24 protein-coding genes are annotated in these 23,829 nt (G+C 67.3%); 9 read left to right on the forward strand and 15 right to left on the reverse strand.

Going from position 1 to position 23,829, the window contains the following annotated elements:
* Positions 1–46 precede the first annotated feature (46 nt).
* The 5 genes from A5698_RS14015 to A5698_RS14035 are packed head-to-tail and all read right to left on the reverse strand — an operon-like array spanning position 47 to position 3,901.
* Complete coding sequence (locus tag A5698_RS14015; RefSeq protein ID WP_156670753.1) at positions 47–457, reverse strand: hypothetical protein; 411 nt, start codon at positions 455–457, stop codon at positions 47–49.
* 9 nt (positions 458–466) lie between these two features.
* Positions 467–1,075, reverse strand: a complete 609-nt coding sequence (locus A5698_RS14020; protein WP_231967403.1) for an isochorismatase family protein — start codon at positions 1,073–1,075, stop codon at positions 467–469.
* A complete protein-coding gene (locus A5698_RS14025) occupies positions 1,075–2,253 on the reverse strand; it encodes a cytochrome P450 (protein WP_068297756.1) in 1,179 nt (392 codons plus the stop codon). The genes A5698_RS14020 and A5698_RS14025 overlap by 1 nt, the downstream gene beginning before the upstream one ends.
* 15 nt (positions 2,254–2,268) lie before the next feature.
* Complete coding sequence (locus A5698_RS14030) at positions 2,269–3,066, reverse strand: SDR family NAD(P)-dependent oxidoreductase (RefSeq protein WP_068297759.1); 798 nt, start codon at positions 3,064–3,066, stop codon at positions 2,269–2,271.
* Positions 3,067–3,073: 7 nt separating this feature from the next.
* Positions 3,074–3,901 (reverse strand): mycofactocin-coupled SDR family oxidoreductase, encoded by an 828-nt coding sequence (locus tag A5698_RS14035; protein ID WP_068297765.1) that lies wholly within the window; start codon positions 3,899–3,901, stop codon positions 3,074–3,076.
* A 94-nt stretch (positions 3,902–3,995) separates the two neighbouring features.
* Between A5698_RS14035 and A5698_RS14040 the strand changes: the two genes are divergently transcribed.
* Together A5698_RS14040 and A5698_RS14045 are read left to right on the forward strand one after the other, a co-directional pair.
* Positions 3,996–4,817 (forward strand): enoyl-CoA hydratase/isomerase family protein, encoded by an 822-nt coding sequence (locus A5698_RS14040; protein ID WP_068297767.1) that lies wholly within the window; start codon positions 3,996–3,998, stop codon positions 4,815–4,817.
* Entirely contained in the window at positions 4,814–5,797 is a 984-nt protein-coding gene (locus tag A5698_RS14045; protein WP_068297769.1) for an NAD-dependent epimerase/dehydratase family protein, read from the forward strand. Before A5698_RS14040 ends, A5698_RS14045 begins: the two co-directional genes overlap by 4 nt.
* Here A5698_RS14045 and A5698_RS14050 read toward each other — a convergent pair.
* Genes A5698_RS14050 through A5698_RS14070 form a run of 5 tightly spaced genes read right to left on the reverse strand, consistent with a single transcriptional unit; the run spans position 5,782 to position 10,483 of the window.
* Positions 5,782–6,618, reverse strand: coding sequence for an SDR family NAD(P)-dependent oxidoreductase (locus tag A5698_RS14050; protein WP_068297771.1), 837 nt, complete (start codon positions 6,616–6,618; stop codon positions 5,782–5,784). The genes A5698_RS14045 and A5698_RS14050 overlap by 16 nt on opposite strands.
* Before the next feature lie 28 nt (positions 6,619–6,646).
* Positions 6,647–7,426: an SDR family oxidoreductase gene (locus tag A5698_RS14055; protein WP_068297772.1), complete on the reverse strand. Its 780-nt coding sequence runs from the start codon at positions 7,424–7,426 to the stop codon at positions 6,647–6,649.
* Between the two features lie 24 nt (positions 7,427–7,450).
* Positions 7,451–8,485, reverse strand: a complete 1,035-nt coding sequence (locus A5698_RS14060; RefSeq protein WP_068297775.1) for an acyl-CoA dehydrogenase family protein — start codon at positions 8,483–8,485, stop codon at positions 7,451–7,453.
* Positions 8,482–9,630 (reverse strand): acyl-CoA dehydrogenase family protein, encoded by a 1,149-nt coding sequence (locus tag A5698_RS14065; RefSeq protein ID WP_068297778.1) that lies wholly within the window; start codon positions 9,628–9,630, stop codon positions 8,482–8,484. Before A5698_RS14065 ends, A5698_RS14060 begins: the two co-directional genes overlap by 4 nt.
* Before the next feature lie 7 nt (positions 9,631–9,637).
* Positions 9,638–10,483 (reverse strand): SDR family oxidoreductase, encoded by an 846-nt coding sequence (locus A5698_RS14070; protein WP_068297780.1) that lies wholly within the window; start codon positions 10,481–10,483, stop codon positions 9,638–9,640.
* Between the two features lie 94 nt (positions 10,484–10,577).
* Between A5698_RS14070 and A5698_RS14075 the strand changes: the two genes are divergently transcribed.
* Genes A5698_RS14075 through A5698_RS14085 form a run of 3 tightly spaced genes read left to right on the forward strand, consistent with a single transcriptional unit; the run spans position 10,578 to position 13,754 of the window.
* The gene (locus A5698_RS14075; protein ID WP_068297782.1) at positions 10,578–11,786 is read left to right on the forward strand and encodes a Zn-ribbon domain-containing OB-fold protein; all 1,209 of its coding nucleotides are present in this window, start codon (positions 10,578–10,580) and stop codon (positions 11,784–11,786) included.
* Positions 11,783–12,943 carry a thiolase C-terminal domain-containing protein gene (locus A5698_RS14080; RefSeq protein ID WP_068297784.1) on the forward strand — a complete coding sequence of 387 codons (1,161 nt, stop codon included), beginning with the start codon at positions 11,783–11,785 and terminating at the stop codon, positions 12,941–12,943. Before A5698_RS14075 ends, A5698_RS14080 begins: the two co-directional genes overlap by 4 nt.
* A gap of 1 nt (position 12,944) precedes the next feature.
* Positions 12,945–13,754, forward strand: a complete 810-nt coding sequence (locus A5698_RS14085; protein WP_068297787.1) for an enoyl-CoA hydratase/isomerase family protein — start codon at positions 12,945–12,947, stop codon at positions 13,752–13,754.
* A 3-nt stretch (positions 13,755–13,757) separates the two neighbouring features.
* Here A5698_RS14085 and A5698_RS14090 read toward each other — a convergent pair whose 3' ends face one another.
* The 5 genes from A5698_RS14090 to A5698_RS14110 form a co-directional block, all read right to left on the reverse strand.
* On the reverse strand, positions 13,758–14,594 hold the full coding sequence (locus A5698_RS14090; protein WP_068297792.1) for a PaaI family thioesterase: 837 nt from the start codon (positions 14,592–14,594) through the stop codon (positions 13,758–13,760).
* Positions 14,591–15,331, reverse strand: a complete 741-nt coding sequence (locus A5698_RS14095) for a FadR/GntR family transcriptional regulator (protein ID WP_068297794.1) — start codon at positions 15,329–15,331, stop codon at positions 14,591–14,593. Before A5698_RS14095 ends, A5698_RS14090 begins: the two co-directional genes overlap by 4 nt.
* Before the next feature lie 99 nt (positions 15,332–15,430).
* Entirely contained in the window at positions 15,431–16,573 is a 1,143-nt protein-coding gene (locus tag A5698_RS14100; protein WP_068297796.1) for an acyl-CoA dehydrogenase family protein, read from the reverse strand.
* Positions 16,574–16,581: 8 nt separating this feature from the next.
* Positions 16,582–17,532: an acyl-CoA dehydrogenase family protein gene (locus A5698_RS14105; RefSeq protein ID WP_068297826.1), complete on the reverse strand. Its 951-nt coding sequence runs from the start codon at positions 17,530–17,532 to the stop codon at positions 16,582–16,584.
* Between the two features lie 32 nt (positions 17,533–17,564).
* Positions 17,565–18,770 (reverse strand): acyl-CoA dehydrogenase family protein, encoded by a 1,206-nt coding sequence (locus tag A5698_RS14110; RefSeq protein ID WP_068297799.1) that lies wholly within the window; start codon positions 18,768–18,770, stop codon positions 17,565–17,567.
* A 113-nt stretch (positions 18,771–18,883) separates the two neighbouring features.
* Here A5698_RS14110 and A5698_RS14115 point away from each other — a divergent pair, with 113 nt between their 5' ends.
* The 4 genes from A5698_RS14115 to A5698_RS14130 all read left to right on the forward strand — a co-directional run bounded on the left by A5698_RS14115 (position 18,884) and on the right by A5698_RS14130 (position 23,695).
* A complete protein-coding gene (locus tag A5698_RS14115; RefSeq protein ID WP_068297803.1) occupies positions 18,884–20,389 on the forward strand; it encodes an aldehyde dehydrogenase family protein in 1,506 nt (501 codons plus the stop codon).
* On the forward strand, positions 20,386–21,597 hold the full coding sequence (locus A5698_RS14120) for a CaiB/BaiF CoA transferase family protein (protein WP_084792438.1): 1,212 nt from the start codon (positions 20,386–20,388) through the stop codon (positions 21,595–21,597). Before A5698_RS14115 ends, A5698_RS14120 begins: the two co-directional genes overlap by 4 nt.
* Entirely contained in the window at positions 21,597–22,532 is a 936-nt protein-coding gene (locus A5698_RS14125) for a VOC family protein (protein WP_068297805.1), read from the forward strand. Before A5698_RS14120 ends, A5698_RS14125 begins: the two co-directional genes overlap by 1 nt.
* Before the next feature lie 92 nt (positions 22,533–22,624).
* Positions 22,625–23,695, forward strand: a complete 1,071-nt coding sequence (locus A5698_RS14130; protein ID WP_197506769.1) for an MFS transporter — start codon at positions 22,625–22,627, stop codon at positions 23,693–23,695.
* Positions 23,696–23,829 lie beyond the last annotated feature (134 nt).

Genomic DNA, 23,829 nt, shown 5'->3' on the forward strand with positions numbered 1-23,829 from the left:
TCGCGAATTCGCGAGAATCACGACCCTGCTGCAGAAATCGCGTTGACTAGAACGTGACGGTGATCGGGTCGGCGGCTCGACAACCCGTGTTGAACGTTTTCAGCGTGTCGAACCAGCACACCTGCCCGGTTGCGGTGAACGCGCCGTCCGGCGGGGTGGCGGCCATCATGACGTGAACGTTGCTCCAGCCGGGGAGCTTTTTGCATTCGCTGCGACCGTTCGCGGCCTCCAGGCATACGACGACATCGGTCGGTTGGGAGTCTGGAGAACAGGTGGCCATGGTCAGGCGTGCTCGAACCGCCTTGGCCCCGTTGGCCAGCATCACCAGTTCCGGCGCCGACAGCGCGGGCTGACAACCGCCCTGCGCGTCCTGCGTCTGGGCCGCGGCGGTGTGGGCACCGGTGGTCAGGGAACCGGCGACGGCGACGGCCGCCAACAGCGTGCTGCGCACAAACATCATCAGAGTCTAGTCCTTCGAGGTTGAGCCAGAACGGGTTTCATCCCATTCAGCGACGAGGTCGCCGACCGTGGTGAGCTGACCGAGCACCGCGATCGTGTTGTCGAGGACCTGCTCGGCGTAGCTCGACGGTGTCCCGCCCACCGCGTCGCGCGGTACGACGAGCTTGAAGCCGGCCTGGGTGAGGTGACCCGCGGTGATCGGCAACGCCAGGTTCAGCGACACCCCGGTGAGCACCACCGTTCGGATACCCAGGCCGCGCAGCACGGGCAGCAGTTCGGAATCCAAGGTGGGAAACAGGCCGTGGTGGCGCGGCAGCACCAGATCCGACGTGTCGAAAAGTTCCTCGAGGACCCGGGTTTCGGGTTTGCCCGGCATCCAGTCGGCGGTCAGCGGACCCAGTGTGCGCCAGAGCCGTGCGGTGCCTGGATGGCCGCCACCGAGTGCGCCCTCGTAGGTGGCATGCACCACCCGGACACCTGCCGTGCGGGCGGCGTCCAGCAGGCGACGCAGATCCGCGACCAGCCCGACACTGTCGGCGGCAAGCTGGGGAAGCACCGACTCGGGGCCGAGAACGCCGTTCTGACACTCGACGCACAGCACTGCGACGTCTGCCATCATGAGCGGCGCAGTACTAGCGAACCGAGCGCGAACGTGTTGGCGGGGAAGGTCAGTTCGGCGGTGCATCCGGGGGCCACCTCGAAGACCGGCATCCGGCGCAGCCACTCCTCGACGATCAGGCTCAGCTCCATCCGTGCCAGATGGGAGCCCAGGCATCGGTGCGGACCGCCGCCGAAGCCCCAGTGCGCGTGTACTTTTCCGTCCATCACGACGTGGTTGGCCGAGATCGCGTCATGGTCGTCGCGGTTGATCGCGGCCAGGCACAGCCGCACCTTCGTCCCAGCCGGGATCGTCACGTCGCCGATCGTGACATCGGCGGTGGCCACGCGCGGCACGATCGGGGCGGGCGGTTCCAGCCGGACGATCTCCTCGACGAACACCCGGATGTCGTCCGGATTGTCGCGAAGTCGATGTCGCAGTTCGGGATTGCGGGCGAGTTCGAGCAGTGCGAAGGCCATCGACGAGGTGACAGTGTCCAGCCCGGCGAGCACGAACAGGAAGCTCAACCCGATGGCCTCGGCATCGTCGAGCGGGTCCTCGCCGGTGAGCACCTTCGACAGCAGGTCGTCGCCCGGATTCGCGCGGCGCTCGTTGATCGCCTCCGAGACGTAGGTGACCAGTTCGAGCGCGGGCGTGAGGTCCGCGCCCTCCATCGAAGGCAACTCCGACAACGCGATCACGGCGTCTTTCCAGGCGATCAGCCGGTCGCGGTCTTTCAGCGGCAGCCCGAACAGGGTGAGGAACACCTGCGACGGGTAGGGGATCGCGATGTCGGCCATCACGTCGCACTCGTCCTTGGTGGTGGCCGCCTCGACGATCGCGATCGCCTGGCGTTGCAGCGCTGGCAGCATCTCCTTGAGCGTGTGGGGGCTGAAGAACGGCTGCAGTATCTTGCGAAAGCGGGTGTGCTCGGGCGGATCGAACGCGATCGGGACCAGCGGCAGGGGGCTACCGAGTTCGTCGAACGCCTGCTTCGACGAGAACAGGTGCGGATCCCGCAGCGCGGCAAGGACGTCGTCGCGGCGGGTGATGTAGTACCAGTTGTCCATGAACACCACGGGTCCGGCGTCGCGCACGGTTTGCCAGCCGACCCCGCGGTCTGCGGTCATCGGCAGCTCGGCCCACTTGAGTTGGGGAACGCCGTCGATGACCCGCTCCAACTGGTCGGTACCCATGGCTCTCCTTAGTTTCTAGAACGCCGATCGATGCAAGCCACCGTCGACCTCGATCCACGCCCCGGTGACGTATCCGGCGGCGTCCGAGCATAAATACGTGATCAGCGAGGCGATCTCGCGAGGTTGACCCATACGGGCGGCGGGCACTCTGGCCTCACCGAGCATGAACTTGCGCCGGTCCTCCTCGGTGGTGACCCCGATGTTGCGGTCGATGTATGCGATCGCGTTCTCGGTCTCGATCCAGCCCGGAGCGACGGTGTTGACCGTGATCCCGTAGCGCGCATACTCGTCCGACACCGTCTTGAGCAGGCCGACAGTGGACGGCCGCGTGGCGTTCGCGACGACGTGGTGGATGTAGCCGGCGGGTTCCTTCGCGGTGGCCGACCCGATGTGCACGAACCTGCCCCATCCGGCGTCTTGCATCGCCGGGAGAACGGCTTTGAGCAGCAAGATCTGGCTGATGGTGTACGCGTCGAAGGACTCGCGGTAGACGTCGGTGTCATCGATGTCGGCAAAGTCGCCTGGGCGTTGGTAGATCGCCTGGCCCACTACGATCAGCGGCGGACCGTGCTCGCCGCGCACCCTCCGTACGGCATCGTCGATCTGGTCGCGTTGGGTGACGTCGGCGCACACGCCGATCGCGGCGCCACCGTCGGCCCGGATCCTCTCGACGGCCACATCGACGTCGGACTTGGTGCGCGCCATGATCGCAACCCGGCATCCCTCTGCGGCAAGCAATTTGGCGACCTCGAAGCCGATGCCCCTGCTGCCGCCGACGACGAGCGCCGACCTGCCTCGGATGCCGTAGTCCATACGCGTCCTACCGGCGGACGTCCATGCCGGCGTCGACCTTGAGCAGGCTGCCGGTGAACGAGCGGCCCGCATCGCTGATGAGGAACAGGATCGCGTTGCTGACGTCCTTGGGTTCGATCAACGGCAGGTCCGGCAGCGCTGTCTGGACGGCGTTGACCATCCGGGGGTTCTCCTCGATCACCTTGAACAACGCCGGGTTGTCGGTGATCATCGGCGTCGCGCAGTTCGTGGGGGCCACTGCGTTTACACGGATGCGGTCAGGGGCGAGCATGGCGGCGTATGCGCGAACCAGGCCGACGATAGCGACCTTGGCCATCAGATAGGCGTCGCTGCCGCCGCGGCCATCGGTCAGGTCCAAGAGCGCGGCCATCGAGCTGGTCGCGATGAGGTTACCGCCCACGCCGCGCTCCTTTAGGTGTGGGATCGCGACCTGGAAAGCATTCCACACGCCGGTCTGCATGATGTCCAGACCCGCTCGCAGCGCTTCGGAGGCGTCGCGCTCGTCAGCGTTGGTCAGAACCACGCCCGCGTTGGCGATCACCGTGTCGATATGGCCGAACCGATCGACACCGGCGTCGAAAGCTGTCTGCAGTGCCGCCTTGTCGCGCACGTCGGCCTGCTGGAACAGCATCTCCTGGCCGGTCTTCTCGACCAGGCGGGCAGTCTCTTCGAGATCGTCGATCGTGCCCAGCTTGTAGGGCACCACGTCGAGGTCGTGGCAGATGTCGACGCCGACGATGTTGGCGCCTTCCTCTGCGCACGTGACGGCGTGCGAGCGACCCTGTCCGCGTGCTGCTCCGGTGATGAAAACGACTCGGCCGTCAAGTGATCCCACGAAAGCTCTCCCTCGTCGACGGGTGTTGTCGGGATGGTACGTCGGTCCGCCAAATCATACAACTATTTAGCAATATAGAGTACAAATTGTAGGCATGACGCAGGAAACCGCACCACGCACGCCCGACGGCGACTGGCTGGGCACCCCGTACCTGAAATTCACCCGCGACGGCGCCATCGCGACATGCACGCTGGACCGGCCGCATGCGCGCAACGCGATGACGCCCGCGATGTACTTCGGGATCCGCTACGCGGTGAGCCGCGTCGACGCCGATCCGGAGCTCGCGGGGCTCATCATCACCGGCGCCGGTGATGTGTTCGCCCCGGGCGGGGACCTGGCGCAGGGGGCCGAGGACAACTGGATGGACTTCGCCGGTCTGCTCGGCATGGACGTGACGCCGTTCGACACGCTGCGGCAGTCGGTCAAACCGGTGGTGGCCGCGGTCAACGGCCTGTGCCAGGGCGGCGGCCTGCAGATCGCGCTGTGCAGCGATATCGCGGTGGTCAGCGAGCGCGCGACGTTCCGGGTTCCCGAGTTGTACCGCGGCATCGCCGACACCTACTACAGCCAGATGCTGGCCCGCTTGATCGGGCCGGTGCGAACCCGGGACCTGATGTTCACCGGCCGCGTCCTGACCGCTGCCGAGGCGCTCGACTGGGGCATGGTGTCGCGCGTCGTCCCGCACGACGAGGTGCTCAGCACTGCCCGGGAGGTACTGGCCCAGTGCGCACGCACCGCACCGGCCGCTCGGGCGGCCATCAAGGCAGACCTGGACGATTACCTGGGGCTCTATGACCGAATCGGTATGCGAGGCAGCCTGTTCGGGCCAGAGGCGCAGGAAGGTTTTGTGGCATTCAAAAAGAAGCGCTCACCGTCGTGGGTGCATCCGGACCTGCGGATCGACGGCCGGCTGTGAGCACCAAACTGGTGATCGGAGCCAGCGGCTTCCTGGGCTCACACGTGACCCGGCAGCTCGTCGAGCGCGGTGACCGGGTCCGTGTCCTGCTGCGCAGGACCAGCTCGACGGAAGCGATCGACGACCTCGACGTCGAACGCCACTACGGTGACATCTTCGACGACGAGGCATTGCGAACCGCGATGCGGGACTGCGACGACGTCTTCTACTGCGTCGTCGACACCAGGGCCTGGTTGCGCGACCCGAGCCCACTGTTCCGGACGAACGTCGAAGGGCTGCGTCACGTTCTCGACGCGGCGGTCGAGGCGGGCCTTCGGCGCTTCGTGTTCACCAGCACGATCGGCACCATCGCGTTGAGCGCCGATGGCCGACCGGTCACCGAGGACGAACCGATGAACTGGCTGGACAAGGGCGGGGACTACATCCGCTCGCGGGTCGAAGCGGAGCGACTGGTGCTGCGGTATGCGGCCGACCACGGTTTGCCTGCGGTGGCGTTGTGCGTGTCGAACACCTACGGACCGGGCGACTTTGCGCCGACGCCGCACGGCTCGCTGGTGGCCGCGGCCGCCAGGGGCAAGATGCCGTTCTACGTCAAGGACATGTCGTCGGAAGCGGTCGGCATCGAGGACGCCGCGCGTGCGCTGATACTGGCTGCCCAGCACGGTCGCGTCGGAGAGCGATACATCATCTCGGAGAGATTTCTCAGCGCCCGGGACCTCTACACCACGGCGGCGGAGGCCGGCGGGAAGAAGCCGCCGCGGATCGGAATTCCGTTGAAAGCCATGTACACGCTCGGATTCTTCGGGGACGTCGCCGCCAAGATCCTGCGACGCGACATGCTGCTGTCCACCCTGTCGGTGCGGTTGCTGCACATCATGTCGCCGATGGATCACAGCAAGGTCGAACGTGAACTGGGTTGGCACCCCGAACCGATTCACGATTCGATCCGCCGCGCCGCGGCGTTCTATCTGTCCCGGTGAACCGGCTCGCCGTTCCACCGGCAGCCGGTGAGCTCCTCGGAGAGCTCCCAGAGCCTACGGGCGCTGTCGTCGTCGACGGCCTTGGCCTTCAGCTTCGTGGGCCTGGGTCTGCCCCATTGATGCATGAGGCCGCGAGGCGACAGATAGGTGCCGTTGGGCAGGTCGGTCGTGACGGCTTGAACTGTCGAACGTGCACCGTCGCTGGGACTCTGGGCGATATGCGGTGCGATGGTCCGACCCGCCCACCGCAGTACGCGTGACCCGTCGCGGGTGATTGCGGTGTCGGTCATCCCGGGGTCCGAGGCGTATGCGGTGAACCCGCGACTGACCAACTGGCGCACGAACAGCAGGTTGGCCAGCTTCGACTCTCCGTATGCGCGGAAGGGACTGTATCTGCGATGGTGATAGTTGAGATCGTCGAAGTGGATACGGGCGGTGGTGTAGTTGGTGCTCGCCACCACGACCACACGGTCCCGGATCCGGTCACCCAGCAGGCAGGTGAGCGCGAAGTGACCGAGATGGTTGGTCCCCATGTGCGCCTCGAAGCCGTCGACCGTGCGAGTCAGCGGCAGCCCGAGCACGCCGGCGTTGTTCACCAGGACGTCGAGCGATTCGACGCCGTCGGCGAATCGGCGCACACTGGCCAGGTCCGCGAGATCCAACTCCCGCACCGCGACGTTGCCCGGCATCGCTGCGGCGGCTTCGTTCCCCTTGGCCAGTGACCGGCACGCGATCACGACGTCGTGTCCGGCGGCCGCCATCGCGGTGGCAGTCGCCTTTCCGACGCCGCTGTTCCCGCCGGTCACAATGATCCGCGCCATTGAAACCTCCTCTGTCGCAGACTGATCGCTATTTGGGGGTGAAGCGTTGCGCGCCGTCGAGGCGCATGACCTCGCCGTTGACGTAGCCGTTGGACAGCAGGAAGACCGCGGCGTCGGCAAACTCGTCGGGGGTGCCGAGGCGTTTGGGGAACGGGATGTTGGCTGCGAACTTGGCGATCGCCTCCTCGCCGACCGACTCCATGATCGGGGTCTTTATCGTCCCCGGTGCGATCGTGTTGACCCGGATACCCGCCGAACTGAGATCTCTTGCGGCGGCGATCGTCAGGCCGATCACCCCCGCTTTGGCTGCAGCGTAAGCGGACTGGCCGATCTGGCCCTCGTATCCGGCGATCGACGCGGTCAACACCAGTGCGCCGCGTTCGCCGTCGGTGCCGGGATCGGCCGCGGCCACCGAGGCTGCGACCAGGCGGGCCACGTTGTAGGTGCCGTTGAGATAGAGGCCGATGGTCTTGGTGAAGGCCCCGAAGTCGGCGGGGCTGCCGTCGCGCTGGACCATGCGCTGCGCGACGCCGTAACCGCCGTGCGCGACGACGGCATACCGCAACCGGCCGATCGAATTGGCTTGTGCGATCGCCTCGTTGATCGAGTCTTCGCTCGTCACATCGGTGCTGAAGAACACTGCGCGCTCGCCGAGTTCGTCGGCCAGCGCCTTACCTTTGTCGGCGGCCAGGTCCGCGATGACCACGCCCAGTCCCTCGGTGTGCAGGCGCCGCACGGTGGCCTCACCGAGCCCTCCGGCGCCGCCGCTGACGATCGCCGACGCCCCGCTGAACTTCTCGATTGTCACGTGTTCTCCGTTCTCCGAAGGGGTCTACAGGTTGCCGATCACGAGGTCCCACGGATTCGCCGAATCCAACGCCATGCGACCGAGACGGCGGGCGTATCCCGCCGTCGTTCCGAACTCGTCAGCCCAGGACTGAGCCCGCAGTGTCACCGACCACAGCGGGTGCTCGGCCGTCACACCGATCGCACCGTGCAACTGGTGGGCGATGGTCGTCACCGGTGTGACGGCGCGACCCACCGCCACCCGGGCCGCGGTGACCGCGAATTCGGTCTGCGGCGAGTCGAATCCGTGGTCCGAGGCGGCGGCGACCGCCAGAGATGCGGCGGCCCTGGCACGTTCGATCTCACCGGCCAGGCCCGCCAGCGCGTGCTGCACCGACTGGAACTTGCTCAGCGAGCGACCGAACTGTTCACGCTCGGCGGTGTGGGTGACCGTCATCGCGGCCGCGGCGTCCAATGCGCCGATGATCTGCACGGTCCGGCACCAGGCGCCACGCAGCATCAGTTCAGCGATGACACCGGGGTCGACGGCGGCCAACGTGGCGGAAGCGAGCGAAGCGGTCACGCGGTCGCGTGGTTCACCTGCGGCATTGTGGCCGTCGACGATGTCCGCGGGCTCCACGACGCCGACGCGCGTCCCGTCCGCAGCCTGCACCACCATCAACACCGCCGCGCTGGCCCGCGTCCACGGGACACCCGTGGCGCGACCGTCGCTGTCGGCGAGCGCGACGGTCAACGGCCCGTCGGGCACTTCGAGACCCGCGCGGTGCGCGAGCCAGCCTGCGAGCGCGTCGGTTTCGGCGAGCGGCACGGCGCCCGCGTGCCGTGCGACGCCAGCGAGCACCACCGCGAGCTCGTTCGGTCCCGCGTCGTTGCTCAGTTGGGTAAGACCCGTGTCGGAGAGGTTGCCCCACAGCTGCTCGTCGAACTGCTCGGGAATACGGCGGATGCCGATCCGCGCCTCGAACGACCGCCGCCCGATGTCGTCGACGAGCTGGCGCAGGTCGGCGTAGTCGTCGGCGGTGGCTTTGGTGGCGAACACGCCGCCCGAAAGTGCGTTCATCGCAACCCCATTCCTCGTGCGACGACGCCGCGCAGCACCTCGTTGGTGCCGCCGCGCAGCGTGAAGATCGGCTTGTGCAGGATCGCGGTGGCGGTCAGCGCCGCCAGTTCGGGGGTCGGCGAGACCCGGTCGAGCACGTCGGCGATCACCTCGATCGAATCCTGTTCGAACCGGGTGCCCAGGTCCTTGACCAGCGCGGCCTGGTTCGCCGCGTCGTTGCTCTCGCTGAGTGTACGGGCCACCCACACCGACAGCTGCCGCAGCGAAATCAGCCGTCCGAGAAGGTCGCCGACGATTCCGGCGGTGGTGTCGTCGGTGTCCGGGCAGCTCGCCAGAAGCCGGACGGCCGCCAGGATCAGCGGCACCGTCGACAGGATCCGCTCGGGCCCGCTGCGCTCGAAGGACAGTTCGGCGGTCACCTGGTGCCAGCCGTTGCCCACCTCGCCGAGGACGTCCTCGTCGGGGATGAACACGTCGGTGAAAGCCACCTCGTTGAAGTGGTGGTCGCCGTTCATCATCAGGATCGGTTCGATCCGCACACCCTCGGCGTCGCACGGCACCAGGAACTGGCTGAACCCGGCGTGCCGCTTTTGCGGATCGGCGGGACTGGTGCGGGCCAGCACCACCACCTGATGCGCCTTGTGTGCGCCGCTGGTCCACACCTTGGTGCCGTTGAGCACCCATCCGCCGTCGGTCTTGACCGCCTTGGACTGCACGGCCGCCAGATCCGAACCGGCGCCGTGCTCGCTCATCCCGATCGAGGAGAAGAACGTGCCCGCCGCGATGCGGGGGAGCAGCCGTCGGCGTTGTTCCTCGTTGCCGTACGCCAGCAGGCCCGGGACGACCTGGCGGTCGGCTACCCAGTGCGCGGCCACCGGGGCGCCCTGAGCCAACAATTCCTCGGTCACCACATACCGGTGCAGGTGGGTCAAACCCGCTCCGCCGTACTCCTTGGGCACGATCAAGCCGACGAAGCCGGCGGCGCCGAGCCGGGCGCTGAACGCCTCGTCCCACTGCCCCAGCCAGGAGTCGACATCGGGTTCCCAGCCGAACTCGGCACGGTCTTTGTCAAGGAACGCGCGTACCGCGGTCCGTAACTCGGCGAGTTCGGGTTCGTTGGCGCGCAGCGCGTCGAATTGGCTCACAGGTGTCCTAGATCGTCGGCGGCGGGGTGGAGTCGAGGTAGAAGTTCGGAACCAGATCATCCTCGGTCGCGGCGAGCCGGTATCCGGCGAGGTCGGTGACGCCCTCGTCGCGCAGCACCTGCTCGTCGGTGAAGAAGTTTCCGGTGCAGTCGGTCGGGCGGGTGACCAGGGCGTGTAGCGCGTCGGCCATGATCCGTGGATCGCGGGCCTGCGCCCTGACGCCCTCACCCATCGCGACGAGCATCCCGGTGCTCGCCACGGTGGTGGCCGGCCACAGGGAGTTGACCGCGATCGGGATCGACGCGAACTCCGCCGCCCACCCCACGGTGAGCAGGCTCTCGGCGTACTTGCCGACGGTGTGGCCGGTGTGCGCCCCGACCCACGCCGGTTCGAGGTTCAGCGGCGGCGAGACGTTGACGATGTGCGCGTTCTCCGAGCGGCGCAGGTGCGGTAGCGCGGCCTGCACCACCACGAACGGTCCCTCGACGTTGACCGCCAGCAGTCGGCGAAAGTTCTTGGGCGGCAACTGTGACGTCGGCCGTAGGTCGAGTGCGCCCGCGTTGTTGACTACTACGTCGATCCCGCCGAAAGCGTCGGCGACCTCGGCCACCGCGGTGACCACCGATTCGGCGTCACGGACGTCGCAGACCGCCTCGTAGGCCTGCCCACCCGCCGCGCGCACCGCCTCGGCGGTCTCGGCGAGCGTCCCGGCAAGCTTCGGGTTCGGGGAGTCGGTTCTGGCGAGCAGACCCACCCGCGCGCCCTCGGCGGCCACCCGCGCGGCGATCGCCTGGCCGATGCCGCGACTCGCGCCGGTGACGATGACGACGCGATCGGACAGACTTCGGGTCATCGGTCCTCCTACAGGGTTCTGCCGCGGAATGCTATAACTATATAGCTTATTAGTGATACGGCGGCCTACGGGGCGCCAGCGGAATCGAGGTTGGATGACCCACGTCGTGTCGATCGGCACCTACCTGCCACCGTGGAACAGCGGTAAACGCCGGGTTAAAGGGCCCGACGAGGACGCGCTGACCATGGCCGTCGCCGCAGGACGCGCCGCAGACCCGCAGGCGCAGGCGCAGGCGGTCGTGCTGGTGTCCCGCAACTTCCCGCTCGTGGAAGGCGGCAACGGTGCGGTGCTGCTGGCCGCACTCGGGCTGCCCGGCACGACGCCGGTGGCCGAGGTGCTCGGGGGCGCGCCGGCGGTGCTGGAGCAGACCGTGGCGGCATCAGCGGGGACCCTGGTCATCGCGGCCGACGACAACGAGGCGGCCGTCGGCGCCGCGGCGGTGCTGACCGGTGAGCGCGGCGCGGAACTCAGCGCCCACGCCCGGCAGAGCCGCAGCCTTCCCCTGGTGGCGCGCAGCGACGACGGGTCGCGCCACACCTACGCCGATCCGCGCCTGCAGCGCGAGGTGGGCGTGCGCGCGACGCTGGCCAAACTCGACCTCGACGGTCCGGTGGCCGGGGTGGCCGGCGTGCCCGCGGGGCAGCTCGGCAAGGCCGTCGACACCTCGGTTGCGGTGGAGGAGCCGGCGACCTCGGCCGCCGGAGTGGTCCGCGCCCTGGCGCGGGCAGTCGAGCAGAAGCAGACAGGGTTGGTGATCGCGGTCGAGCAGGCGACGGTCAGCGTCGCCGCGCTCGGTTCGGCGGACGTCACCGTGACCCGCGACGAGGTCGAGCCGCGCGACCTGCCCGCGTTCAAGACGGCCGAAGGTATCGGCATCCCTATCTCGATGCCGGCCTACAGCCGCGCATTCGAACCCAAGATCCGCTGGGAAGCTGCGGTTTTCGAGGAACGCCCGGGTATCGACTCGGATCCGCAGTTCCCGCCGCGGCTGCGGGTCGACGATTCGGGTGTGCTCGCCGACGAGTACCGGCTCGAGCCGCTGCCGCGCACCGGCACCGTGTACACCCATACCACGGTGCGCATCCCGGTGCCCGATCTACCCAGCCCCTACTCGCTGGCCGTCGTGCAGCTCGACGACAGCCCGGTCCGGGTGCTGCTCAAGGTGACCGGTGTGCCCGCTGGTGAGACGGCGGTCGGCCAGGAAGGTGAAGTGGTGTTGCGGCGGATCGCGATGCGCTCGGGCATCCCGGATTACGGCTACGCGTTCTGGCCGGGCCGTCGCGCGGAAAGGGTTGCATCATGAGGCGCGTTGCTGTCGTAGGGGCGGGGATGACCCCGTTCGCCGAGCATTTCGAACTCGGCGTCAAGGACCTGGTCCCCATGGCCTACGCCGAAGCCGTCGGCAACGTCGACAAGGGCATCCAGAAGTCCGAGATCGAAGCGGCCTGGTTCGGCGAGCTGTCGACCACCGACGGGTTCCCCTCCGGAATTCTCGCGGACACGCTGGACCTGACCGACATCCCGGTCACCCGTGTCGAGAACGCCTGCGCGACCGGCAATGACGCGGTGCGCAACGGCGTGATGGCGATCGCCTCCGGGCTCTACGACGTCGTGCTCATCATGGGTGCGGACAAGGTGCGTGAGACGTCGTCGACGACGACGTTCTGGGACTGGGCGGCGATGACGCGCGACAACGCCTGGGACTACCCGCTCGGGCTGGTCGCGCCGGCGAACTTCGCGCTGCACGTCACGCGGTACCTGCACGAGTCGCCGGCCACCAAAGAACACATGGCGATGGTCGCGGTGAAGAACCACTTTCATGCGCTGAAGAACCCGAAAGCGCAACTGCGCTACGAGATCACCGTCGAGCAGGCGCTGGCCGCACCGATCGTGGTCGAGCCGTTCGGGCTCTACGACTGCACCCCGCAGAGCGACGGCGCGGCGGCGCTGATCCTGGCGGCCGAGGACGTCGTGGACCGCTACACGGACCGCCCGGTCTGGGTCCGTGGCGTCGGCATCGGCATGGACCGGGTCATGCACCAGCACAAGCAGGACATGACGACGTTCCCGCCGACGGTGCGCGCCGCGAAGGCAGCCATGAAGATGGCGGGTCTGACGCCCAGCGACATCGACGTCGCCGAGGTGCACGACTGCTTCACCGGCGTCGAGTTGATCAGCTACGAGGACCTCGGCTTCGCCGACCGCTTCGAGGCGTACAAGGTCGTCGAAGGCCGCGAACACTATGTCGGCGGTTCGATCCCGATCAACCCCAGCGGCGGACTGAAGGGCAAGGGGCATCCGCCCGGCGCCACCGGCGTCGCGCAGTGCTATGAACTGTTCAACCAGCTCCGCGGCGAAGCCGAGAACCAGGTTGACGGCGCCCGGGTAGCGTTGGCGCACAACATCGGCGGGCCGACCGCCGTCTCCGCAGTGACCATCCTCTCCAGTGACAAGGACTGATATGACGACTTCTGAAATCGCCACCCTGCCCGGCTACGAGGAGTTCGCCCCGGCGCTGCTGGTCGAGAAGAGCGGCGCGGTGCACGTGGTGAGCATCAACCGGCCGGAGGCGTTCAACGCGGTCAACGAGGAGGTGCACCACGCGTTCGCCACGATCTGGCGCAAACTCGCCGCGGATGACGACGTCCGTGCGGTCGTGACGACCGGTGTCGGCAAGGCGTTCTCGGCGGGCGGTGACATGGTGATGTTCGGCCGGCTGATCGAGGACCCGGTCGCGCGGCAATTCCAGATTCAAGAAGCGCGAACGGTTTTCCTCGAGGTGATCAACTTCGCCAAGCCGTTGGTGTCGGCGGTCAACGGCCCGGCCGTCGGGCTGGGCTGTTCTATCGCGCTGCTCAGCGACTTCCTGGTGATGGGGCAGAGCAGCTACCTGGCCGACCCGCACGTCGCGGTGGGTCTGGTCGCCGGCGACGGCGGGGCGGCGATGCTGCCGCTGCTGATCGGTCTGATGAAGGCCAAAGAGTATGTGCTGCTCGGGGATCGGATCACCGCCGTCGACGCCGAGAAACTCAACCTCGCCACGAAGGTGGCGTCCGACGACGCGGTGCTCGACGACGCGCTCGCGATCGGGGAGAAGCTGGCCGCGCTGCCGCCGCAGGCGTTGCGTGCCACCAAGGTCGCCATGAACATGCACCTGTCGCGGGCCGCGCTCGGCGTGCTGGAGTACGCGTTGGCCGAGGAGTACACGTCGTTCTCGACGCCGGAGTTCCAGGAACGCGTCGCGGCATTCCGTGCCCGATCGAAGAAGTGAACGCTAGCGGTAGGCGGTGATCCGCGCGACGAGCGCGGGTCGGCCGTCGTCGCCGATGGCCTGGGCGTCGGCGACGGCGGTGCCGCGGCCGACCCGCAGCGGCGTCGCCTCGTAGCGTGATGTCTCGTCGGCGGGGAAGGGGCGCAGGAAGTTCACCCGCACCGATGCCGTGCGCATCGGTACGTCACCGGTGTTCACAGCCGCTGAGGCGGCCAGTTCCAGTCCTGCCGAGGCGATTCCGCCGTTGACGATTCCGACGGCGTTGTTGAGGAACGGGTCGGCACGCTGGCGTAACGCGCGGACCTCGTCGGTGACCGGCATCGGCTCCACCGCCATCAACTCCGCCAGCGACGTAGGTTCGCCGAGATCGAGGGTTTCCGGCGGTTCGCTGAGATCCAGCGTCTCGGGCTGAAGGTAGTACGACCGCACGGTGCCGCCACCGATGACCACCCCGTCGCAGGACAGCGTGTACACCGACAGCGACGATCCGGCGTCCCTGGGGCCCAGCGGGCGCCCCGACGCCACCACCGGCGGTGCGCCGGCCGCGGTCGCCATTTCGCAGCCCTCCGGGCTCAACTCGACGGTCAACTCGGTGGTGACCGTCCACTCGTCGCGTTGATGCCGGAAGTGGTTCGACATGCCGCTGACCGCGTCCACGAGCAGTCCGAGCGGGGCGATAGTCGGTTGGCCGGTGAACGGATTGCGCATACCGGCCAACGGCATCGACATCTCCACGACCGCGGACTGCTGGTCGGCGACCAGCACCTCGACGCCGAACCGGCGCAGCAGGTGGACCGGGGTTTCGATGTCGTGGCCCGGGTCTTGGCGCAGTTCGGTCATTCCAGAAGGTCGACGACGGTGGACATCTCGGCACCGGTGAGGACGAACTCTTCGGCCTTCTGCAAATGCCGCTGCCACAGTTCGGCAGCCTTGTCGGCATCTCCGGCCTTTATGTGGTCGAGCACCATGCGATGGGTTTTCGCCGATCGTCGCACGGCCTGCTCGGCTCGGGCGCCCTCGGTGGGCTGCAACGACCGGTTCGCCTTCTCGACGATGTGATGCAGCATATCCGTGACGATCTGCAGGGTCTTGTTGCCCGACAGCCGGGCGATCGCGGCATGGAAGTCGGTCAACTGGTCGACGGTCTCGCTGCCCGGCTCCAGCTTCGACTCGCTCTCGACGACCTTCTCCAGCTCCGCGATGACCGCGGGGTCGCGCTTCTCGGCCAATCGCCGCACCATCGGCGTCTCGAGCGCCATCCTGGCCTCGTAGACGTCTTTGACCGTGACCCCCTCGTATTCGAGGATCAGCCCGGCGTAGCGCGCGAGGGTTTCACGTCGAGGTCGCGTGACCCGGGCGCCGCCGCGTACGCCGCGCTGGACGACGATCAGCGATTCCGACTCCAGCACGCGGAACGCCTCACGCAGGGTCGGGCGCGACACGCCGAACCGTTCCATGAGTTCCGACTCCGGTGGCAGCATGGTCCCTTCGGCGATCTCACCGCGGATGAACATCCGGCGGAGCACCGTGGCCACTCGGTCCGCCATCTTCGGCTCGCGAAGGCTGGTGACCTCCATATCGTCCTCCACCGGGTTCGGAATCAACTAACTATTTCTCAGGTTAACCGACACCCGCTCAGTCAACACCTGTACGCGCCCACTCAGTGACCAAGCTCATCAGTAACCCATCGCCCGTCCCATCAGGTCCTTCATGATCTCGGTCGTGCCTGCATACAGGCGCTGGACCCGCGAATCACGCCACAGCCGGGCGACTTCGTACTCGTTGATGTAGCCGTAGCCGCCGTGAAGTTGCAGGCAGCGGTCGATGATCTCCCACTGCACCTCCGAGGTCCACCATTTGAGGCCGGCGGCGTCGGCGTCCGAGAGCGTGCCCTCGTTGACCGCGAGCACACACTGATCGAGATAGGTCTGGGCGGCATCGAGTTTCACCTGCATTTCGGCGATGAAATGCCGGTTGACCTGAAACTTGCCGATCGGCTGGCCGAACGCGGTGCGCTCCAACGCATACGCTTTCGTCAGATCGAGAGCCCGGCGCGCGGCCGGTAGCGCGTAGCAGGCCACGCCGACCCGCTCGAACGGCAGATTCGACACCAGATGGTAGAAGCCGCGGTTGAGCTCGCCGACGAGGTTCTCCTTCGGCACCTTGACATCCTCGAAGAACAGTTCGGCGGTGTCGGCGGAGAACTGGCCGATCTTGTCGAGTTTGCGGCCGCGGGTAAAGCCCTCCATCCCGTCCTCGATCATCAGCAGGCTGATGCCTTTTCGGCCGGCGGCTGGGTCGGTCTTGACCGCCGTCAACACCAACTTGGACAGCAGGCCGTTGCTGATGAAGGTTTTCTGTCCGTTGACCACCCAGTGATCGCCCTCGTCGCGCGCGGTGGTCTTGATGCCTGCCAGGTCCGAACCCGCGGCGGGTTCCGACATCGCGATCGAACCGATGTATTCGCCGGAGATGAACTTCGGAAGCCAGCGTTGCTTTTGCTCCTCGGTGGTGAGGTGGTTCATGTACGGCATCAGGATGTCGTTCTGCACGCCGAGGCCGATGCCGACCGAACCCGTCATGAACATCTCCTCGGAGATGATCTGGTTGAACCGGAAGTCCTTGACCCCCAGACCGCCGTACTTCTCGTCGAACTCCCAGCCGATCAGGCCGTGCTCGCCTGCGGCAAGCCATGCCTCGCGGCTCACCTTGCCGTCGCGCTCCCACTTCTCCACGCGGGGAACGCATTCGCGTTCGAAGAACTCCCGCGCGGTGGCGCGAAAGTCGTCGTGCACTTCGTCGAAGATGTTGCGGCGCATGAATGTCCTCAGTCCAGATTGATGATGGCGGGCAGTGCGCGACCCGGCGCGTAGATGTCGAAGAGGCGGTCGGCGAGCAGCGACTCGAGTTGCAGATACGAGCCGCACAGGGCGTCGAGCTGGAAACCGCGTCTGACGTAGCGGTGCAGGTCGTGCTCGGCGGTCAGTCCCACCGCGCCGCAGACCTGCAGGACCACGTCGGCGACCGCGCGGTGGGCGCGTCCGGCGGCGACTTTGGCGGTCTGTGCCGACAACACGCCGCCGTAGCGCCACGAGTCGTCGAGTAGCGCGCGGGCGCCTTCCAGCTTCGCGGAAGCCGCCGCAAGCGCGTGGCGGGGCGACTGCAGCGAGCCGATCGGCGAACCGAATTGGGTTCGGACGCTGACGTGTTCGACCGCGATCTGCAGCGCGCGGTCGGCCAGGGCGACCAGTTCGGTGGCCAGTGCGCGGTGCGCCGCGGCGATGGCGCGGCCCCACTCGGTGGAGGCGTCGACGAGGTCGCCATCGAGGGGGCCGTCGACGCGGGTCCAGACGACGCTGCCGTCGAATGTGTCGAGGCGTTCGCCGCGCAGTTGCTCGGAGTCGACGACCGACACCGAGACGGTGCCCAGTGCACCCGACACGGGAACGGCGACGCGGCCGCGTAGCGGTCCGAGCACGATCCCCTTGACCTGACCTTCGTTGGAGCTCGGTCGCGAGGCCTGCTTCAGTGAGGGCAGCACGATCGCGTCGACCGGATCACCGGTCAGTGCTTGCAGCTCGGCCAGCATCACACGGTCCAACGCGTCCGTCAGCGCCAACGATCGGCCCTGCGCGCGGAACAGCAGCGCGCACGCCTCAACGGGGTATTCGGTCTCGATCTCCGACCACCCAAGTTCGGCGAGCAGCGGGTCGATCACCACGTGGTCCTGTTTGGCCGCGATGTCGTCGAACAGGCGGAACACCGCCTCCTCGATCATCGGCCACGACTCGTCGGGCTCATGGCGGGGAGTCACGATGCGCGCCTTTCCTTCGGCAGGCCAAGGATGTGGTCGGCGATGATGCCGCGCTGCACCTCAGCGGTGCCGCCCATGACCGTGGCGGCGCGCGAGTACCACCACTCGGCGCGGGCGGTGTCGAGTTCGATGGGATCACCCCCGACCGGCGCACCGACCACCATGTGGTCACGGGCGACATCGAGGATCAGGTCGTGAACGGCCCGCTCGGCCTCGCTGCACAGCAGTTTGTCGATGCTGCTGCCCGGCCCCACCGCCTCGCCGGCGGCCAGCTTGCGCACGTTGGCCGCGGCGCGCGCCTGCGCGGTGATGACCTCGACGTAGACCTGGGCGAACCGCTCGCGGTGCGCCTGGCTCGTCCCTACCGTGACCATGTATTCACGCAACCGGCCCAGCTCCATCAGCACCTTGTTCAGCGCCGCATAGCCGTACATGCCGCGTTCGTACTGCATCAGGAACATCGTGACGGCCCATCCGCCGTCGACCTCACCGACCAGCCGCTCCCGCGGTACCCGCACGTCGTCGAAGAACACCTCGGCCAGCTCGCGGCGCCCGCTGGCCAGCGCGATCGGGCGCACGGTGACGCCGGGCGCGTCGGCGTCGATGAGCAGCATCGACAGGCCCCGATGCCGGCTCTCGGGGGTTCCGGTGCGCACCAGCACGAGCAACCGCTTGGCGGTCCCGCCTTGGCTGGTCCAGATCTTCTGGCCGCTGACCACGAACCCGTCGCCGTCCTCGGTGGCGCGCGTGCGCAGCGAGGCCAGATCGCTGCCGGAGTCCGGCTCGGAGAAACCTTGCCCCCACCATTCGGAGCCGGTCAGGTAGTTCGGGACGTAGCGCTCGGCCAGGTGCGGCGCGAACGTCAGCACCGACGGCGCGATCACCTCGAGCGTCCACGCCTGCGCGGGAATCGGCAACATCGCCTGGCCGAGCTCCTCGTAGAGAACCGCCCGGTGGATCTCGTTGCCGCCCAGCCCGCCGACATCCTCGGGCCAGCCGTAGCGGTTCCAGCCGTCGGCATTCAACCGCGCCATCACCGTCGCGTCGTGGGCCAGCCCTTCTTCGGCGGTGCGAAACGCGGCCGAGCGCCAGGCGTCGGCGCAGTCGAGTCCTCTGAGGTACTGCCGGAAATCCTGGCGGAATGCAGCGACGTCGGACACGTAGCCGCCACTGTCCGAAGCGCTGCCGACGGCGCCTGGCATTGCGTCACCACCTCTACCGAATTCGCGATTCGGGCTTGCAGCCGAATCAGCTAAACAATTATCTATAAGAGGTACACTAGCTCGCGACGACAGTCCAGCCACAGGGAGCGCCAATGACGGCTTCGCCGGTCGACACCACCACCGTTCAATTCAACCCCGAGACCCGCCTGTACATCGACGGCGAACTGCGGGATTCGTCGACGGGGAAGACGGTCGACAACATCAACCCGGCGACCGAGGAGGCGCTGGGTACCGCGACCGATGCCGGCGCCGACGACATGGAGGCCGCGATCGCGGCCGCGCGGCGGGCGTTCGACACCACCGACTGGGCGACCAACCACGAGTTCCGCCAGCACTGCCTCATGCAGCTGCACAACGCGCTGCTCGAGGAGAAGGAACTCATTCGCGCCGAGTTGATCGCCGAGGTCGGTGCCACCGTGGGCATGACCTACCTCGCGCAACTGGAGTGGCCGTTGGCCGACGCGGTGCGCTGGCCAGCCGAGCACATCACGAAGTTCGCGTGGGAGCGGATGCTCGACCAGGACGCCAAGATGGGTGTCCCGTACAACCGGGTGGTGGTCAAGGAGCCGATGGGTGTGGTCGGTGCGATCACGCCGTGGAACTTTCCGTTCGAGATCATCAGCAACAAGATGGGCCAGATCCTGGCCACCGGCAACACGATGGTGCTCAAGCCCGCGATGGAGACGCCGTGGAGCGCGCTGCGGTGGGGCCGGCTCATCGTCGAGAAGACCGACATCCCGGCCGGCGTGGTGAACATCGTCCCGACCTCGGACAACAGCATCGCCCAGGTGCTGGCGACCGACCCGCGCATCGATATGGTGTCGTTCACTGGGTCTACGGCGGTCGGCAAGCTCATCCAGCGGCTGTCCGGTGACACGATGAAGCGCAACATGCTCGAGCTCGGCGGCAAGTCGGCGTATCTGGTGCTCGAGGGCGCAGATCTGGACGCGGCGCTGCCCGGTTGCATTGGCGCACTGATGCATTCGGGGCAGGGGTGCGCGCTGGCCACCCGCATGTTGGTGCCCCGGTCGGTGTACGATCAGGCGGTCGAGGTGGCCTCGGCGACATTCGGCGCGCTCGCGGTGGGCGACCCGGCCGACCCGAACACCTTCTGCGGACCGCTGGTGTCGGCCAAGCAGCGTGACCGGGTGCTCAACTACATCGAGATCGCCAAACGAGAGGGCGGTCGGATCACCGTCGGCGGCGGTGCGCCCGAGGGACTTGACCGCGGCTACTTCGTCGCGCCGACCATCGTCGCCGACGTCGAACCGCACCACACGATCTTCCAGGAGGAGATCTTCGGGCCGGTGCTGTCGATCACCCCGTACGACGGCGGCGACGACGGCGCCGTCGAGCTGGCGAACAACTCGACCTACGGGCTGGCCGGTGCGGTCATGGGCCCCGACGACCGCGCGATGGCCGTCGCCCGCCGGATCCGCACCGGATCGCTGATGATCAACAGCGGCATGTACTACGGCGCCGACGCTCCGTTCGGCGGTTACAAGATGAGCGGCATCGGACGCCAGAACGGCATCGAGGGCTTCGAGCAGCACCTGCAGACCAAGACGATCGGGTATCCCCTGGAGAGTGGAAAGTGACCGACATCCTCGAGGGTGTCCGGGTAATCGAGGTTGCCGCATGGACGTTCGTGCCCGCCGCTGGTGCCGTGCTGGCCGACTGGGGCGCCGACGTGATCAAGGTCGAGCACCCAGAGACCGGTGATCCGCAGCGCGGGCTGGTGAGTTCGGGGATCGTCGCCGGCGCGGGAGGGGTGAACCATTTCATCGAACAGCCCAACCGAGGCAAGCGCAGCATCGGGCTGGACACGTCGACGCCCGAAGGTCTCGAGGTGCTGATGAAGCTGGTCGAGACCGCCGACGTGTTCCTGACCAACCTGTTGCCCGACTCGCGGCAGCGGATGGGCATCGACGTCGAACAGGTGCGGGCGCGCAACCCGAAGATCATCTACGCCCGCGGCCACGGGTACGGGACCAAGGGCGATCTCGCGACGCAGGGCGGGTTCGACCTCGCCGCGTACTGGTCGCGCGGCGGCATCGGTGAGGCGTATGCGTCCGGTGATGGGTCGTATCCGCCGATCCAGCGGCCGGCGTTCGGTGATGTGTACGGAGGGCTCACGATCGCCTCTGGGATCGCGGGGGCGCTGTTCAAGCGCGAACGCACCGGCAAGCCGTCGGTGGTCGACGTGTCGCTGCTCGGTGCGGCGATCTGGCAGCTGGGCCCGGATGTGGTGGGCGCCGGGGTGACCGGCGCCGACATCCCGAAGTTCCATCTGCCGGAGATGCCGAACCCGGTGGCCAGCATGTACCAGACGCGCGACGGCCGGCACATCGCGTTCGTGCTGCTGCAGGCCGACCGGTTCTGGGCCGACTTCTGCACGCGGATCGGCCGCACCGACCTGATCGACGACGAGCGGTTCGCCAACGCGATGGTGCGTTTCGAGAACCGCGCCGAGTGCATCGCCGAATTGCGCGAGACGATTGGTTCGCAGGACCTTTCGCATTGGGAGAAGGCGTTCGAGGGTTTCGACGGGGTGTGGGACGTGATGCGCACCGCCCGCGAGATCCACGATGATCCGCAGGCGATCGCCAACGGCTACCTGCCGCGCACCACCGATGCCAACGGCAACGAGTTCGCGCTGGCGGCCAGCCCGGTGCAGTTCGACGAGACCCCGCTGTCGTTGCGCTGTGCACCGGGACACGGTGAGCACACCGACGAACTTCTCGCCGAACTGGGGTACGACGAGGAGGCCGTCATCGATCTCAAGATCAAATCGGTTGCACTGTAGTGGTATCCGACGATCTCGCCCGGCGGTTCCTGCACGTCAACCTGAACTGCACCTCGCTGGATGCCACGGAGCAGGTGTACGGGGGCGCTCTCGGTTTGAGCGCGCGGATGCGGACCGACCCGAAGGTCGCCACCGACGGCAGCATCCTCGGCCTCGACGGTGAAACCTTCTGCGCCACTTCGTTCCTGTACGACATCCGTGGTGGCCGTGGCGGGTGCGCGCTAGAGGCGATCGAGTACGTCAGCCCGGCGCTGAGCCGCGACGAGAGCACCGATCCGGTGCGTCCCGGCATCCGCTCGCTGCAACTGTCGGTGTCCGACCTCGACGGAGCGGGTTCGGTCCTGCGCGAACTGGGGCTGACGGTGGGCGAACCGGCCGACGGACTGATCAGCGGACGGCAGTCCGTGCTCGCCGTCGACCCCGACGGTGTGGTCATCGAACTGGCCGATTCGCCGTCCGGCGAGGGCGGTGCCTTCTTCGACGGCATCCGGATCGCCGCTATCGACGCGGAGGCGACCGGCCGGTTTCTTACGGCCATCGGCTTCGAGGAGGTGCAGTCGCCCAAGGTGCAGCCGGTGGCAGGAGCGCAACTGTCCCCTGGCGGTAGCGGTGAAACCGATTGTGTCGTAGCACGTTACGCGCTCACCGAGGATGGACACCAGTTCTCGCTGACAGTGGTGCAGCACCCCGGCACCTCACCCGTTCCGGTGCCGTGGGGCGGCAACCGGCAGGGTCTGTACCGGTGTGCGCTGCGCGTCGAGAGTGTCGAGAAAGCGCTTGCCGTCGTTCCCGATTGGGTCGAGCGGTGTGGCGATCCGGTGTGGTGCCCGCTGCCCGGGACCAAGATCGACGGGTTGTACATCGCGTTCCTGCGTTCACCTGACGGTGTGGTGTTCGAGTTTGTCGAGCGCCCGCTGAAGTTCTTCTCGCGTTAGTCTGCTCGCTGGAATTCAGCCCCCGTGGGTGGCGAAGAAGTCGTCGACGATGCGGATGCAGTCGTCGCGGTCGATGGTGCGGATACCGGTCGTTGGCATCTGCCGGTGTCGCCGGATCCGGCGCAATAGTCGGCCTTCTGTGTTCTGGGGTACTGCTGCAGTGGTGGTCCTGGACGTCGATCTTCATCGCGTTCGCCGTAGCGGGCGCGCTACTTCTGCTCGCGGCTTGCACGGTGCCCGAGCCCCGCCAGGAGACCCGGCGGCGGATGGATTTCGTCGGGCCGGTGTCGGTAGTGGCGGCGATGGCATTGATCGTCGTCGCCCTCATCGAGGCTCCCTCCCGCGGGTGGGCCGACCCGGTGATGCTCGTGCTGTTCGCAGGCGGCGCCATCGCGACGCTCGTGTTTGTTGCTGTCGAACTCCGGATCGACTATCCGGTTCTCGACCTGCGGCTGTTCGCTGACCGCAACTTCGGTGGGGGTGCGCTCTCGGTGGGTCTGCAGTTTCTGGTCATGTTCGGGCTGGCGTTCCTGATCGTGCAGCACCTGCAGTTGGTCCTCGGTTACGGAGCTCTGCAATCGGCGTTGGCGATCACGCCGTTGGGCGTTCCCCTGGTGGGGATCTCGGCTCTGGCGCCGTGGCTCGAGCCTCGCGTCGGCCTGCGGTTGCTCACCGCCCCGGGGTTCCTACTCGTCGCGGCCGGGCTATATCTGACGAGCAGATTCACCGTCGACTCCACCTACCTCGACGTTCTATGGCCGCTGCTGCTCGTGGGCGCCGGGATGGGCCTGAGCATGGCATCGGCAACCAGGGCGGTCATGACAGCGACCACCGCGGATAACCATGGCGTCGGGGCGGCGGTCAACGACGCGGCCCGCGAGGTGGGCGCCGCGATCGGGATCGCCATCGCCGGAAGCATTCTCGCGGCGGGGTATGCGAACCGGATCGAACCCGAGCTCGAACAGGTGCCGCAGCCGGCCAGGGGCCCGGCCGCCGATTCGCTCGCAGCCGCGCTGGAGGTGGCTGAGGCGATCGGCGCTGCGGGTACGCGACTGTCCGAGGCCGCGTTCGTCGATCGGTTCCAGCAGAAATCGACCGGCGACGTCACCGAGGACGTCGAGCAGCTTCTGGGTTTCGTGCTGCGCGGCCTGGGCGCCCGCTGATTTTCTCCGGCGAGCAGACGCGAAGTGACCCGAAATCCGCGAGATTGGGGGCAGTTTGCGTCTGCTCGCCCGGAGAAAATCACCCCGGCGGTAGCGGGCCCGCCAGCCCACGTGGTGTGGTTCCGTAGAGCCAG

Origin of the sequence: Mycobacterium sp. E136 (assembly GCF_001666865.1) — a bacterium.
GTDB lineage: Bacteria > Actinomycetota > Actinomycetes > Mycobacteriales > Mycobacteriaceae > Mycobacterium.

What these genes read in the sequence shown, in the direction of transcription:
- A5698_RS14025 (WP_068297756.1), bottom strand. Translation starts at nt 2,253, where the DNA reads ATGGGTACCGACCAGTTGGAGCGGGTCATCGACGGCGTTCCCCAACTC.
- A5698_RS14050 (WP_068297771.1), bottom strand. Translation starts at nt 6,618, where the DNA reads ATGGCGCGGATCATTGTGACCGGCGGGAACAGCGGCGTCGGAAAGGCG.
- A5698_RS14090 (WP_068297792.1), bottom strand. Translation starts at nt 14,594, where the DNA reads ATGACCGAACTGCGCCAAGACCCGGGCCACGACATCGAAACCCCGGTC.
- A5698_RS14015 (WP_156670753.1), bottom strand. Translation starts at nt 457, where the DNA reads ATGTTTGTGCGCAGCACGCTGTTGGCGGCCGTCGCCGTCGCCGGTTCC.
- A5698_RS14105 (WP_068297826.1), bottom strand. Translation starts at nt 17,532, where the DNA reads ATGATCGAGGAGGCGGTGTTCCGCCTGTTCGACGACATCGCGGCCAAA.
- A5698_RS14020 (WP_231967403.1), bottom strand. Translation starts at nt 1,075, where the DNA reads ATGGCAGACGTCGCAGTGCTGTGCGTCGAGTGTCAGAACGGCGTTCTC.
- A5698_RS14040 (WP_068297767.1), top strand. Translation starts at nt 3,996, where the DNA reads ATGACGCAGGAAACCGCACCACGCACGCCCGACGGCGACTGGCTGGGC.
- A5698_RS14085 (WP_068297787.1), top strand. Translation starts at nt 12,945, where the DNA reads ATGACGACTTCTGAAATCGCCACCCTGCCCGGCTACGAGGAGTTCGCC.
- A5698_RS14075 (WP_068297782.1), top strand. Translation starts at nt 10,578, where the DNA reads ATGACCCACGTCGTGTCGATCGGCACCTACCTGCCACCGTGGAACAGC.
- A5698_RS14080 (WP_068297784.1), top strand. Translation starts at nt 11,783, where the DNA reads ATGAGGCGCGTTGCTGTCGTAGGGGCGGGGATGACCCCGTTCGCCGAG.
- A5698_RS14115 (WP_068297803.1), top strand. Translation starts at nt 18,884, where the DNA reads ATGACGGCTTCGCCGGTCGACACCACCACCGTTCAATTCAACCCCGAG.
- A5698_RS14100 (WP_068297796.1), bottom strand. Translation starts at nt 16,573, where the DNA reads ATGCGCCGCAACATCTTCGACGAAGTGCACGACGACTTTCGCGCCACC.
- A5698_RS14095 (WP_068297794.1), bottom strand. Translation starts at nt 15,331, where the DNA reads ATGGAGGTCACCAGCCTTCGCGAGCCGAAGATGGCGGACCGAGTGGCC.
- A5698_RS14060 (WP_068297775.1), bottom strand. Translation starts at nt 8,485, where the DNA reads ATGAACGCACTTTCGGGCGGCGTGTTCGCCACCAAAGCCACCGCCGAC.
- A5698_RS14070 (WP_068297780.1), bottom strand. Translation starts at nt 10,483, where the DNA reads ATGACCCGAAGTCTGTCCGATCGCGTCGTCATCGTCACCGGCGCGAGT.
- A5698_RS14030 (WP_068297759.1), bottom strand. Translation starts at nt 3,066, where the DNA reads ATGGACTACGGCATCCGAGGCAGGTCGGCGCTCGTCGTCGGCGGCAGC.
- A5698_RS14110 (WP_068297799.1), bottom strand. Translation starts at nt 18,770, where the DNA reads ATGCCAGGCGCCGTCGGCAGCGCTTCGGACAGTGGCGGCTACGTGTCC.